Here is a 12,488-nt window from a genome sequence, read left to right on the forward strand (position 1 = left end):
CGAACAAATTCGTGACGCGGGAGGTGACGGGAGGGTGTACCGAGAGCGTGACGGGGATGCGCGTTACTTGGGGAAGCCGAACGCGCGGATCATGTCGGCCCCTGCCGCGTGGCAGTCGGTGCAGATCGACGGCGCCCCCGAGTAGAGCGACTCACCGTCGGGATCCCACTCCGCGTAGAACCATGCGCCGCCGCGCTTCTCCATCGCGGCCACGATGTGCGGGCTCCCGTCGTCGTCGAAGCCGTCCTTCACGACGATCGAGCCCTCCGGCCACGCCGTGATGGCCGGCCCGTCGAGCGCGCCCGCGACCACGTCGTTCACGAAAATCTCCACCTGGTCGCCGTGCGGCGCGCTCGACGCCTTGCGGCTCTCGTAGCCGGGCGCGCGCTCCCACGCGCGGTACTTCGCGTCCTGGATCCGCGTCCAGAGCTCGTCTGCGCCGGCCGGATCGTCGTCCTGACGGCAGCCCGGCGCCGCGGCGGCGAAGAGCGCCATCGCCGCGATCCACAACAGTCTCTCGAGCCTCGTTTGCATGAAGACCTCCTCTTCTCCCCTCACGGAAGCGCCTGCGGAGGTGGCAACGCGCCTCCGCGCCGCACGAACGCGACGATCGCCTTCCCCAGCGCCTTCTGCGCCTTCTCGCACTTCGTGTTCGTCTGGCCCCGCGACACGCCCTTGCACTCCTTCTTTTGCTCGGCGGCGCGCGTCGCGATCTTCTCGTCTTTCAAGAGCGCTTGCTGCACGTCGTCGTCGAGCTTGCGCCACGGGATCGCGGCGTGCAGCGGCTCGGGGGGCACGCGCATCCGGAGCTCCTCGGCCTGCAGCGAGGCGCAGCTCCCGTTCCAGCGCAGCACGTCGTAGCTGCCGGTCGCGCCGCTCACGACCATGCCGCCGGTGTTCGGCGTTCGCTTCACGAGGATGAGCACCTCCTCGTCGAACTCGAGCTTGTTGCTCGACGACGGCCCGCCGGAGGCGTCCCACGCCTCGGTCGCGCGGGCCAGATAGCCGCGCACCCACGGCGTCCCCTTCGCGAACATGGCGAGCGAGAGCTCGGGCTTCCCCGCGGCGCAGAGCTTCTCCACGAACACCTTCGGCGGCACGCAGATGCCCTCGCCTTCGTTCGAGCACGCCGTGGGGAACACGACGGGCTCCTCCTTCGGCTCCTCGAGGCCATCACCGATGTCGACTTTGGGCGGAGGTCTCGTCTCTTGCGCCGCGTCCTTCGGCGGCTCCGCGGAGCCGCCGCAGCCGGAGAGCGCGATCGTGATCGCGGCGGCGACGAGGACGGATCGTCGAGAGGGATCGTGAGAGGCCACGTTCATACGCTCCCGAAGTTATCCGAACGTCCGGCGCGTCGGGGACCGAACTCGGATCGTCCCGGCGGGTGGGAAGCCGTGTTTCCAGGGCCGTGCATTCTTGACGCGACGCGGGCCTCGTTCGACGCTTCACGTGCCTTCTCACGCTTTGGAGGGATGGAAATGCGCTTGCTCGACCGGACGTTCGCCGCGCACGTGTGGCCAGGGTGCTCGCTCGTTTTGATGGGCCTCGCCGCTGCGTGTGGTTCGGCCGGAGAGACCACGTCGAGCGGCTCGCCGGGCGGCGGCGGCGGAAACGGCGGCGTGCTCACGGGCGTCGGCGTCGGCGGCGAGGGAGGCGCGTCGACCGCGTCGTCGTCGACGGCGTCGAGCGGCGAGGGCGGATCCGGCGGCGTCGTGGTGAAGCTCGGCCCGCCTTATCCGATCGTGCTCTCGCACGGGTTCTTCGGGTTCGAAGATTTCGCCGGGGCGGGGTTTCTGACCTACTTCTTCGAGGTCAAAGATCACCTCGCGTCGCAGGGCGAGATGCTCGTGTTCACGCCGGCGGTCGATCCGTTCAACTCGTCGGATTTCCGCGGCGCGCAGCTCGTCGAGCACATCGAGCAGATCCTCGCCATCACCGGGCACGAGAAGGTAAACATCATCGGCCACTCGCAGGGCGGGCTCGACGCGCGCGTCGCGGCGAACCTGCGGCCCGACCTCGTGGCCAGCGTGGTCACGGTGGCGACGCCGCACGGCGGATCACGCATCGCGGACATCGCGCTCGAGCTCGTGAACGAGCCTTCGGCGCAGGACGTGGTGAGCGACCTGCTCGAGCTCATCGGCGCGCCGCTCTACGACGAGTTCGGCGAGCAGACCGACGTGTGGAAGCCCCTCGAGCTCTTCAGCCAGCCCGGGATCGCGGCCTTCAACAAGGCGCATCCGGACGAGCCGGGCGTGTTTTATGCATCGATCGCCGGGCGCACGGACCTGCACATCGGCGGCGATCCCTGCGACGCCGACGTCTCGCTCCCGTTCATCGCCGAGTGGCAAGGCAAGGTCGACACGGTGGATCCGCTGCTCTCGCTTTTCGAGACGGTCCTCGACGGCGGGTTTGGCGATCCGTACCCGAACGACGGCCTCGTGCGCGTCGTCGATTCGAAGCGCGGCGAGTTCTGGGGCTGCTTGCCCGTCGATCACCTCGACGAGGTGGGCCAGCTCTTCGGAGACTCGGCCGGCCTCGGCAACGGCTGGAAGTACAAGGTCTTCTACGCCGACGTCGTGGCCGAGCTACGCAAGCGCGGATTCTGAGCGCGCAACGCGCGGAGCACGATCCGAACAAGGTAGCAGTTTTCCAGCGGCCGGCGCCGTCGATATGCGCCGCGTTCGAAGAACGACGGGGACGAAGCGGCGAAGGGTTGACGCTTCGTGGCCACGAGCCCCCGCGGATTTCCCGCATTCTTCGCTTCTTTGGGGCGAACTTGTGTTCGGGTGCGGTCTCCTACACGAGCGCGCCGCGGCGTGGATGCTTTTCGTGGACCGTTGCCGGCAGCAGTCGTCTTCCGATTGCGGTTCGTGTATATCCTGAGCGTCTGCGCGTGCTTCGTCGGCACCGTCGGAGGCGAGTTTGGAAGAGGGTCATCAAGGTTCGGAGATCGAGCGGCTGAAGGCCGAAATGTCGGCCCTTCGGCAGAAGCTCGAGGAGCGTGAGCGCTCCGAAGCCGCCCTGCGCGCGGAGAACGAGACCTTGCGCGCGATCCTCGATCAGCTCCCGGCGGCGGTCTACGCCACGGATACGACGGGCAAGCTCGTCTATAGCAACGCCGAGGCGAGCCGCATCGGCGGGGCGCCGGGGGAGGCGCCCGTCGAAGACTGGGCCTCGGCGTACGGTTTTTTCCTTCCCGACAAGGTCACGCCTCATCCGGTGGAGGGGCTGCCGCTCGTGCGCGCGCTCCGAGGGGAGGTCGTGCGTACGGCGGAGCTCTTCCTCCGGACCAACAACCGGCCCGACGGCGCGTGGATCGAGGCGCACGCCGCGCCGCTGCGTGACACCTCCGGCGAGCAGAAGGGCGCGGTCTCGGTGTTCATCAACAGCGAGGCGCGCAAGAGCTTCGAGGAAGAGGTCGAGCTGCGGAACAAGGAGCTCGTCGCGAGCGAGTCGGAGAAGTCCGAGCTCATCGCGCGGCTGCGCATGGCCGTGCAGGAGCTCTCGACGCCGATCCTGACGCTCTGGGAGGACGTGCTCGCGTTGCCCGTGATCGGCGTGGTCGACTCGCGGCGGAGCGCGGAGATGATGGAGCGGCTGCTCGACGAGATCGTGCGCAGCCAGTCGCGCTTCGTCATCATCGATCTGACGGGGGTCGAGGTCATCGACACCTCGACCGCCGATCACTTCATGAAGCTGGTCAAGGCCGTCGGGCTGATCGGCGCGCGTTGCGTGCTGACCGGTATCCGGCCCGCGGTCGCGCAAACGCTGGTCGATCTCGACGTCAACTTCGGCCAGCTCGAAACACTGCGAAATTTGAAGCACGGGCTTCGCTACTGTCTGCGTTGGCTCGATGCCGAAGATACCGGGCAAAACACGGTGAGCGAGGGCGAGGCCAGGAGGGCCCGATGGTCATGATGATGGAAACGCAGCGGATCCCGATCGTACGCCTGTCTGGAAAGCTGATCGTATCGATCCAGACCGCGCTTTCGGACACCGTGGTGGATCGGCTGCAGCAGGACGTCGCGGCCGCTTGCGAGCGTGGAGACGCGCGCGGGCTCGTCGTGGACGTCTCCGGTGTCGACGTGCTCGACAGCTACATCACGCGCAGCCTGCGTGACCTCGCGGTCATGGCGCGGCTCATGGGCGTGGAGACCGTGGTCTGCGGGCTCCGGCCGGCCGTGGCGATGACGCTCGTCGAGATGGGCATGGAGCTGCCCGGCGTGCGCACCGCGCTGAACCTCGATCGCGCGCTCGCGCTGCTCGACTCACTCCAGCCCGAGGGGCTGCCGAACGACCTCGCCGGCGAAGGGGACGAGTGGGAGGGCGAGGCGTGACCCACGTCTTCCGGACGACGGGGCGGAGGAGGAGGCGCGATCGATGAACGAGATTGCGGGGGAAATCCTCGCCATCTTGCGGCGGTACCTCTCGGAGCCGACGAGCCGCTCGCTTCTCACCTCCGCCGCGAGACGAGCGAGCGTGAGGCTCGAGGTGCTGTCGCGCTCCGAGATCCCGCAGCTCGTCCAGCAGCTCGGTCCGGGCCTGAACATCTTCTTGCAGGAGCCGGAGAAGCTCCAGAACTGCAAGAGCCTGCTCGCGCTCGTGGCCGTGGAGAACGCTCCGTCCGTCCACCACTATTCGGAGCCGCAGCCGCCGCAGGCCGAGTCGCGCCCCGATGGCATCAGCGTCCCCATCCGCGCCGAGCACGACGTCGTTCGTGCACGCACGCTCGGCAAGGACATGGCCAAGCAGCTCGGCTTCTCCGAGGTCGTCCAGACGAAGGTCGCGACCGCGGTCTCCGAGCTCGCGCGCAACATCTTCCAGTACGCAGGGACGGGCGAGATCCGGATCCGGCGGATCGAAGGCAAGAGGCGCGGCATCGAGGTCGTGGCCCGTGATCAAGGGCCCGGCATCTCCGATCCGGCGCTGATCCTGAGCGGCGCCTACCGCTCGAAGTGGGGCATGGGCGCGGGCCTGCGCGGCACCAAGCGGCTCGTCGACGAGTTCGAACTCGACACGCACCCAGGCCTCGGCACCACCGTCCGCATCCGAAAGTACGCCGAGTAGCCCGTGGACGTAGGCACGGCAGAGCGCCCCGCAGATGGGGAAACCGTCTGCGGCGACGCGCACCTCGTTCTGGAGCGCAAGCCCCGCACGCTCATCGTCGTCGCCGACGGACTCGGCCACGGCCCCCACGCGGCCCTCGCCGCCTCGACGCTCTGCAGGTTCGTCGAGGAGCACGCCGACGAGCCGCTCGAGATGCTCCTTCGCGGCGCCGACAGGGCCGTGGCCAGCACGCGCGGCGCCGCCGTGATGCTCGCCCGCGTCGACGCAGAGGCGGCGACCCTCGACGTCGCCGGCGTGGGCAACGTCGCGCTTCGTTCGTGGAGCAAGGAAAAGATCCAGCCCCTGCCCGCGCGCGGCGTGCTCGGACGCGGCATCCGCCACGTGCGGATCTTCCGCTACGGCCTCGCGCACGGCGACATGTTCGCGCTCTACACGGACGGCATCTCCGGCAGCTTCGACATCGATCAGGTCAAGCACCAGAGCGCCACGGCGATCGCACGCTCGGTCCTCGAGGGCTTCCGGAAATCCTACGACGACGCGACGTGCGTGGTCGTGCGTTACCTGGACCGCTGATGTCGAAGCTGCCCCCGCCCGTGCCCGAGCCGCTCTCGTTCGACATCGGCAACGAGCACGACCGGTTCTGGTGCGCCGCGGAGGGACGACGTTACGCCGCCGTGATCGGCTTCGACGCCAAGGCCCAGGGCGAGGTCGCGATCGTCATCGCCGAGCTCGTCTCGAACGTCGCCAAGTTCGCCGGCCGGGGCACCTTCAAGCTCTCGACCGTGTACGAGCCGCGCCCCGGCATCCGCATCGTCGTCGAGGACGCGGGCCCCGGCATCGAGGACCCGGAGCGCGTGTTCCAGGACGGCTTCTCCGAGGGGAAAAGGCTCGAGCCGGGCACGCAGAGGCGCAGCGGGCAAGGGCTCGGCGTCGGGCTCGGCGCCGTGGCGCGCATGATGAGCCACGTCGAGATGGAGAACGTGCCCGGCCGTGGCTTGCGGGTCGTCTGCATCAAGTGGCTCGATCTGCCGCGCGGAGGATCCGGCGCGTACTCGGCCTCGGGGCCGGGCAGCGTGCGCAACGGCTAACGCGGCGCCTCGCGCCCGGCGCCCCGCGCGAGGAAGGCCTCGTAGCCCTCCATCAACGCGAGGTAGATCCAGCCGCCGAGCACCTCGGCGCCGGCGCTCGAAGGGTGCGCGAGGTCGGCCCCGCCGAGGCCACGCTGCACCCACACGCCCATCGAGCCGAGGCCTCCCATCGCGCTCAGCGTGTCCCAGTACCCGCAGCCGACCTCCGCCGCGACCTTGCGCTGGATCGCCGCGAGCTTCGGCACGACGGGGCGGCTCGTGTAGCCCGAGCCCTTCTTGTCCGCGCGATCCATCGGCCCGACGAGCAGGCACGAGCTCTCGGGCAACGCCGCGCGCACCTGCACGAGCACCGCCTTCATCGTGGACTCGTACTGATCGAGCGGGAAGAGCTCGCCGTCCTCGCTCTCGTTCATGCCGTACTGGAAGACGGTGAGCGCAGGATCACGCATCGCGAGCTGCTCGGCGAAATGCGCGTCGTCGCTCTTGTCGAGGAAGCGGATGCGGCAGCCCTGGATGCCGATCGCGTCGAGCACGGCGCCGGGCACGTCGCGCTCCATGACCACGCCGAACGCGCGCACGCCCGGCCCCTCGGCGCGCACCTCGAGCTCGTGCGGGCCGTCGGGGACCTCGTAGACGCGCTGCCGCGCCGCGGAGACATCCCCGCGTGTGTCGATCGAATCGCGGGGCGCGCCGTCGATGCTGATGGTCATCGGACCGCCGCCTTCATGCTCGAGGTACGTCACGGCGAAGCGCGAGACGGCGCGGCCGAAGGTGCCCGTCTTCGTCGTCGAGAAGCGCGAGAAGGCGCCCTTGCCTTGCGCGCGGAACGAGACGCCGCCGAGCCCGTAGAAGCCGTCCTTCGCGAAGGGGCCGACGACGCGGCTCACCTGCCAGCCCGGGGCCGCGAAGCGCACGACGTCGTTGTGGAAGTAGCCAGGCCAGGCGTTCGCCATGAGCATGAAGCCATGGCCCGCGTCGCCGAAGCGGCGCTGGAGCTTGCGGCGCAAGGTCGCCGTGACGAAGTCGCTCGCCACGATCGAGTCGCCGAAGTAGGTGACACGCGCGATCGACTTGGGCTCCTTGCGTTCGACGGCGGCGAGGCGCGCGTAAAACGCGTCGAGCGCGTGGCCCGTGGGATCCTCGATCGATCGCGGGGGTTTGCCCGTCTCGGTGGTGCTCGCCGCGGGCACGATCTCGGCTGCCGCGGGCGGGAGCGCGACCTCCTCGGGCAGGCGGAGCTCGGCCTGCTCCGTCGTCTCCATGGCGAGCGCCGTCTCGCCGACGGAGGCTGCGGGCTGCGGCGCGGGCGACACCGCGACGAGGCCCTCTCCCTCGGGCAGCGGCGTGAGCAAGCGCAGGCGCGCGAGCGACGGGATGGCGTAAGGCGCCGCGACGAGCGCGACGAGCGTCATCAGCGCGATCGCGGCCTGCGAGTGCAGCCCGTTGATCCTGGGCGTCTCCGCTTCGTCGACAGCGTCCGCGGGCCGTGCCGTCGCCTCTGCGGGCGAAGGCGAGATGCGCGGAGCTTCCGCGGCCTGCGGCGCGGCCTCGGGCGCTTCGTTTTTCGGGGGAGAGAGCTTTGCTCGCGGGCGCGGGGAGGCGGGCGCGCGACGCCGACGACGACCGGACATCGGCGCGCGCTCAGCCGCCCTGCTTTTGCTTGAGCATCGCGATCGCGCGGTCTTTGCAGGCGGTGTCGCGCTGGTGCCGGCAGATCGCGATGAGCATCTTGATGTCCGCTTCGCTCGCCTTGCCGGACCAGACCCTCGGCTCGAGGCCCTTGCGGATCGCGTTCTCGTCGAACTGTCCGGGCGGAGGAGGCGCCGTGGGCGTCGACGTCGGCTCCGCGGTCTTCACCGGCGCGGTGGCGCCGCCGTTCGTGCCGCCCGCGTTCGTGCTCGTGCTGCCGGCGTTCCCGCCGCCCGGGTTTGGCGGGACGTACGAGCCTCCGCCTTGCTGCGGCGGGGGCGTCGTCGGCTCGGGCCCGGCGAGGGCATGGAGCTGGTCGGCGGCCTTCTTGCGCTGGTCTGCGCTCACGCTCGGCGTCGAGGCGATCTGCTGCAGGATGCGCTTCTTCTCGGCGACGTCCTGGAGCTGATCGGCCTTGCTGAACATCCAGTCGGCCCACTTGGACTCGATGTCCTTGAAGGGCTGGCTCTCGCGGACGGGGGAGTTGTCGTTGATCGCCTGGAGCTTCGTGTGCGCGCGATCGAAGTCCTTCGCTTCGACGAGCTCCGTGGCTTCCTTCAGGACCTGCGCCTCGAAGGCGCTCATCTCCGGTTCCTCGACCGTGTTCGTCGTGGCGGTCGTGGTCGTGCGGGTCATCCCGAAGATCACGCCGATCACGACGAGGCCGACGACCGCGCCGATGCCGATGAGCTTTCCGAGGCTCGGGCCGCGCGGCGGGGCCACGGGCGTGCCCACGCTCGTCGCGACGTTGTCGAACGAGCCCATCGGCCGCATGGCCTGGCCGTCGACGCCGAGGCCCATGCCCGCGCGGAAGATCTTGCCCGCGCCGACGAAGCGCAGCCGCACGTCGCCGAGCTCGAGCGCGTCACCGGCCTCGAGGATGCCGCGCTTGAGCTCCACGCCGTTGATGCGGATGCCGTTCGCGCTGCCCTTGTCGATGATCTCGTAGCGGCCGTTGCCGAGCGCGATGAGCTCGGCGTGCAGGCGGCTGACGGAGCTGTGGTTGATCGAGATCGTCGCCTCTTCGGCGCGACCGATCGTGAAGTGCTCGCGATCGAGCGGATACTCGGCGCCTGGGTTCGGCCCGACGACCACCACGAGCCGGTTCGGCCGCTGATGGACCGGCACCTGCGCGAGCGCGCCTTGTTGCGCGTTCGGGTCCTGTGCAGGCACCACCTTCGACTCGTCGACCAGCTCGATCCGGTAGTCACCGAGCTGGATGACGTCGCCGCCGTTGATCGCCTGTTCCCCGACGACACGGACGCCGTTGACGAAGGTGCCGTTGTAGCTCGATGCGTCGGAGATCGACCATCCCTGGCCGCTCCGCTTGAGCTGCGCGTGTTTACGCGAGACGTTGCGGTCGGTCAGGCGAATCGAGTTACCTTCGCCGCGTCCGAGCCCGTACTCGTCGTGGGCGAGAGGGAGTACGGTCTGTTTCCCCTCGTCGTCCTCGATCGTTAGCTTCCACATAGACGGGTTGCCGCGAGGCGTGGCTCGACGGATAGAGGTACTTTACCGATGGATCCCCGCCGAACGCAATGCTCGTTTGTGTACGGGGGCGAGGGGCTCCGATGCGAGGTGCGCGACGAGACCGGTGTGTCTTCGGGCCTCGTCGCGCGCACGGTCAAGATTTCGCTTTGACCGAGCGGAACGGGTGCAGGAACGACGCGAGCGAGCTCGGGTTGCGGGTCTGCAGCCAGAGGCGGCCCTGACCCTGGAAGTTGCACACGAGGCCCTCGCCGCCGAGGAAGAGGCTCTTCAGCCCGCCGACCTTGCTGATGTTGTACTGGAGGCCCTGCGTGAACGCGACCATGTGCGTGTTGTCGCAGATGTAGCCGTGGTACTGCTGGCCGATGTCGAGCGTGTGCGCGCCGCCGTAGCAGTTGAACCAGAGGTAGCCCTGGCCGTACGCGCGGATGAGGAAGAGGCCGCCCGAGAAGAAGCCCTTCGCGCCCTGCCACTTCGTGTCGAGCGTGACGCCGGGCGTGGAGGCGAGGTAAGCGCCGGACTGCAGGAAGAGCTCCATCCCAGGCTGCATCGTGATGCACACGATCGCGCCCTCGGGCGCGGGCGCGAACCACATGCTCTGCCCCGGCGCCGTCGCCGTGAACGTGTTCTGGAAGAGGCTCTCGCCGCCGAGGAGCTTGCGCTTCAAGGCGCCGCCGATGCCGCCCTGCAAGCTCGTCTTCATCTCGATGCCCGTGTCGCGCGCGACCATCGCGCCGCTCTCGGTGATGATCTGCTCGCCGGGTTGGTCGAAGAAGACCTGGACCAGGCCGAAGTCGGGGTTGTGACGGATCTCGTGTCGCACGGTTAGGACCTCTTCACTGCTGGCGCGGTGGCAAGAGAGCGCCGATCGTCGAGCCGTACTCGGCGGCGTTGCGGGACTGCAGGTACACCGTGCCCTGCCCCTCGAAGTGGCAAACGAGGCCCTCGCCCGAGAGGAACGAGGCGATCCAGCCGGATCCGCTCTTGCCGACCTTGTACTGGAGCGTGGACTCCCACGCCGCGAGGTGGCCGGTGTCGATCACCATGCTGCCGTCGACCTGCACCTGCTCGAGCGCGCCGAACGTGCCGATGACGACCTGCCCCATCCCCGACGTCTCGAGCAGGAAGAGCCCCGCGCCGGAGAACATGCCCTTGAAGCCGCCGGTCTTCGTCTTCACGTCGACCGAGGGGCTCGAGGCCACGTAGGCGCTGTTCTGGATGCACCACTGCTTGTGGCCAGCCTCGAGCACCGCCATGTCCCCGCAGAGCGGCGTGGCGAAGAGGACCTCGCCCTGACCACCCTGCGCGGTGAAGGTGTTGCGGAAGAACGACTCGCCGCCGAAGAGCCGCTTCAGGCCCTTCATCAGGCCGCCAGACTGCGTCTGCATCTGGACGTTGGTCGACATGCCGACCATCGCCCCGCTCTCGGCGACCACGGACTCGCCGTTCTGCAACCAGCACTGCGCGAGCGCTTGGGACGGGCGGTAAAGAAGGTTCACTTGCATCGCTGTTCGTCCTTATCTCCGGAAGCCCCCCGCCTCAGGGCGGCAGCATCGGCGTGAGCCAGTCGACGAGAGAGCTCGTGTTGCGCGACTGGATGAGGATCTTGCCCTGGCCCTGGAACTCGCAAACGATGCCCTCGCCCGAGGCCATGAAGCCGAGGAGGCCGCCGCCGCCGCTCCGGATCTTGAAGTCGAGCGACGAGTCGAAGCCCACGATGTGGCCGTTGTCGACGATGTAGCTGCCGTTGCACTGGATCTCGTCGATCGCGCCGTAGCTCGTGACGAAGATCTGCCCGTTGCCGGAGGCCTCGACGAAGAAGGCGCCCTCCTTCGCGAGCAGCGCGCGGAGGCCACCCCAGCGCATCTTGAGGTCGATGTCGCCCGAGCTCGCGAGGAACGCGCCCGCGCTGAAGATCATGGAGTTGCCCGCGAGCTGGATCGGCTTGATGCCGCCCGAGAGCGAAGGCGCGAGCCACACCCAGCCGCCTTGCGGGCTGGAGAAGTGGTTCACGAAGAACGTTTCACCACCAACGATCTTGCGGATGATCGCGATGAAGAACGCCTTCATTTTGCCGAAAAATCCGGCGTTTTTTCCCGCGTTGAGCTTGACCTCCATCGTGAGGCTGCTCGAGCGGGCGACCATGGACCCTGCCTCCGCGATGATGGTCTCGCCTGGCGCGAGGCTCACCTGGAGCATCGAGAACGTCGGCTCGTACTTGACGATGTGTTGCATCCGAATCCTTCCCCTTCGTTCGGGAGGAGGCCTTTCGGCCGGGACGGCGTGCGTATCGACGCGCTCCCCCCACGGGCGGCCGAGAGGCGGGCAGGGTATAACGGAGACATGTCGGGAGCGGAAGCGGGAAGTAAGCAAAGTGCGTCCAGTACGGGATTCGGGCACAGCCCGCGTCGCTTGGCTGCCGAGCTCGGGCTCCTGCTGCTCGCGATCGTCCTGCTGATCTTCGGCGCGCGGAGCTGCGCGGGATGCGCGGCCACGGCCATCGTCGCGGCGATCCCGCCCGACGCCGACGCAGCGATCGGCAAGAGCGCCGGCGAGGCGATGCGCGCGCAGCACGGCCTCTCCGGCGCGCCGACCGAGGAGCAGAAGGCGCGCGTGGATCGCATCTTCGAGGAGCTCCGATCGGGCCTGACAGACGAGGAAAAAGCGATCCTCGTGGCGCCACGCGTGACGGTCGTGAAGGACGATCAGGTCAACGCGTTCGCGCTGCCCGGCGGCGAGGTCTTCGTGCTGACGGGGCTGCTCGATCGCGCGAAGGACGACGACGATCAGGTGCGCGGCGTGCTCGCGCACGAGATCGGGCACGCGGTGAAGAGGCACGGCGTGCGCTCGCTCGTCCGCAACGCGGTCTTCGGGCTGACGATCGCGTTCGTCGTGGGCGACCTGAACGACGTCACGGCGACGGTGATCGCAGGCGCCTCGCAGCTCGACACGCTGAGCTACAGCCGCTCGATGGAGGAGGAGGCCGACGCGTTCGGGGTGGATCTGCTCGGGCGCCGCAAGTACAGCCCCGAAGGGCTCGCGCGTTTCCTGGAGAGCCTCGAGTCCGCGCCCGTGCCGGAGCTGCTCTCGACGCACCCGGACAGCGACGCGCGCGCGAAGGCGATCCGCGAGCGGATGCAGTCCGGGAAGTAGATC

At 68.6% G+C, this 12,488-nt stretch carries 14 protein-coding genes; 7 read left to right on the top strand and 7 right to left on the bottom strand.

Annotated elements, in window-relative coordinates:
- Positions 1 to 63: 63 nt before the first annotated feature.
- A complete protein-coding gene (locus GF068_RS31520; RefSeq protein ID WP_153823218.1) occupies positions 64 to 534 on the bottom strand; it encodes a hypothetical protein in 471 nt (156 codons plus the stop codon).
- Positions 535 to 554: 20 nt separating this feature from the next.
- A complete protein-coding gene (locus GF068_RS31525) occupies positions 555 to 1,322 on the bottom strand; it encodes a hypothetical protein (protein WP_153823219.1) in 768 nt (255 codons plus the stop codon).
- A 156-nt stretch (positions 1,323 to 1,478) separates the two neighbouring features.
- Between GF068_RS31525 and GF068_RS31530 the strand changes: the two genes are divergently transcribed.
- The 6 genes from GF068_RS31530 (at position 1,479) to GF068_RS31555 (ending at position 6,155) form a co-directional block, all read left to right on the top strand.
- The gene (locus tag GF068_RS31530; protein WP_240807668.1) at positions 1,479 to 2,606 is read left to right on the top strand and encodes an esterase/lipase family protein; all 1,128 of its coding nucleotides are present in this window, start codon (positions 1,479 to 1,481) and stop codon (positions 2,604 to 2,606) included.
- 364 nt (positions 2,607 to 2,970) lie between these two features.
- Positions 2,971 to 3,918 (top strand): STAS domain-containing protein, encoded by a 948-nt coding sequence (locus tag GF068_RS31535; RefSeq protein ID WP_153823220.1) that lies wholly within the window; start codon positions 2,971 to 2,973, stop codon positions 3,916 to 3,918.
- Complete coding sequence (locus tag GF068_RS31540; protein ID WP_170319789.1) at positions 3,915 to 4,337, top strand: STAS domain-containing protein; 423 nt, start codon at positions 3,915 to 3,917, stop codon at positions 4,335 to 4,337. Before GF068_RS31535 ends, GF068_RS31540 begins: the two co-directional genes overlap by 4 nt.
- A 43-nt stretch (positions 4,338 to 4,380) precedes the next feature.
- The gene (locus tag GF068_RS31545) at positions 4,381 to 5,067 is read left to right on the top strand and encodes an anti-sigma regulatory factor (RefSeq protein WP_153823222.1); all 687 of its coding nucleotides are present in this window, start codon (positions 4,381 to 4,383) and stop codon (positions 5,065 to 5,067) included.
- A 3-nt stretch (positions 5,068 to 5,070) separates the two neighbouring features.
- Positions 5,071 to 5,640, top strand: a complete 570-nt coding sequence (locus GF068_RS31550; protein ID WP_153823223.1) for a SpoIIE family protein phosphatase — start codon at positions 5,071 to 5,073, stop codon at positions 5,638 to 5,640.
- On the top strand, positions 5,640 to 6,155 hold the full coding sequence (locus tag GF068_RS31555) for an ATP-binding protein (RefSeq protein WP_153823224.1): 516 nt from the start codon (positions 5,640 to 5,642) through the stop codon (positions 6,153 to 6,155). The genes GF068_RS31550 and GF068_RS31555 overlap by 1 nt, the downstream gene beginning before the upstream one ends.
- Here the strand turns inward: GF068_RS31555 and GF068_RS31560 are convergent.
- The 5 genes from GF068_RS31560 to GF068_RS31580 form a co-directional block, all read right to left on the bottom strand.
- A complete protein-coding gene (locus GF068_RS31560; protein WP_153823225.1) occupies positions 6,152 to 7,786 on the bottom strand; it encodes an SGNH/GDSL hydrolase family protein in 1,635 nt (544 codons plus the stop codon). The two genes, GF068_RS31555 and GF068_RS31560, sit on opposite strands and share 4 nt — an antisense overlap.
- Positions 7,787 to 7,796: 10 nt before the next feature.
- A complete protein-coding gene (locus GF068_RS31565; protein WP_153823226.1) occupies positions 7,797 to 9,314 on the bottom strand; it encodes an FHA domain-containing protein in 1,518 nt (505 codons plus the stop codon).
- A gap of 154 nt (positions 9,315 to 9,468) precedes the next feature.
- The gene (locus GF068_RS31570) at positions 9,469 to 10,155 is read right to left on the bottom strand and encodes a TIGR00266 family protein (protein WP_338046645.1); all 687 of its coding nucleotides are present in this window, start codon (positions 10,153 to 10,155) and stop codon (positions 9,469 to 9,471) included.
- Between the two features lie 13 nt (positions 10,156 to 10,168).
- On the bottom strand, positions 10,169 to 10,837 hold the full coding sequence (locus tag GF068_RS31575; protein ID WP_153823227.1) for a TIGR00266 family protein: 669 nt from the start codon (positions 10,835 to 10,837) through the stop codon (positions 10,169 to 10,171).
- Positions 10,838 to 10,871: 34 nt separating this feature from the next.
- The gene (locus GF068_RS31580; RefSeq protein ID WP_153823228.1) at positions 10,872 to 11,567 is read right to left on the bottom strand and encodes a TIGR00266 family protein; all 696 of its coding nucleotides are present in this window, start codon (positions 11,565 to 11,567) and stop codon (positions 10,872 to 10,874) included.
- A gap of 177 nt (positions 11,568 to 11,744) precedes the next feature.
- Between GF068_RS31580 and GF068_RS31585 the strand changes: the two genes are divergently transcribed.
- Positions 11,745 to 12,485 carry a M48 family metallopeptidase gene (locus tag GF068_RS31585; RefSeq protein ID WP_170319790.1) on the top strand — a complete coding sequence of 247 codons (741 nt, stop codon included), beginning with the start codon at positions 11,745 to 11,747 and terminating at the stop codon, positions 12,483 to 12,485.
- The last annotated feature ends 3 nt before the right edge of the window (positions 12,486 to 12,488 follow it).

It is taken from the genome of Polyangium spumosum (assembly GCF_009649845.1).
Taxonomy (GTDB): Bacteria; Myxococcota_A; Polyangia; order Polyangiales; family Polyangiaceae; genus Polyangium; species Polyangium spumosum.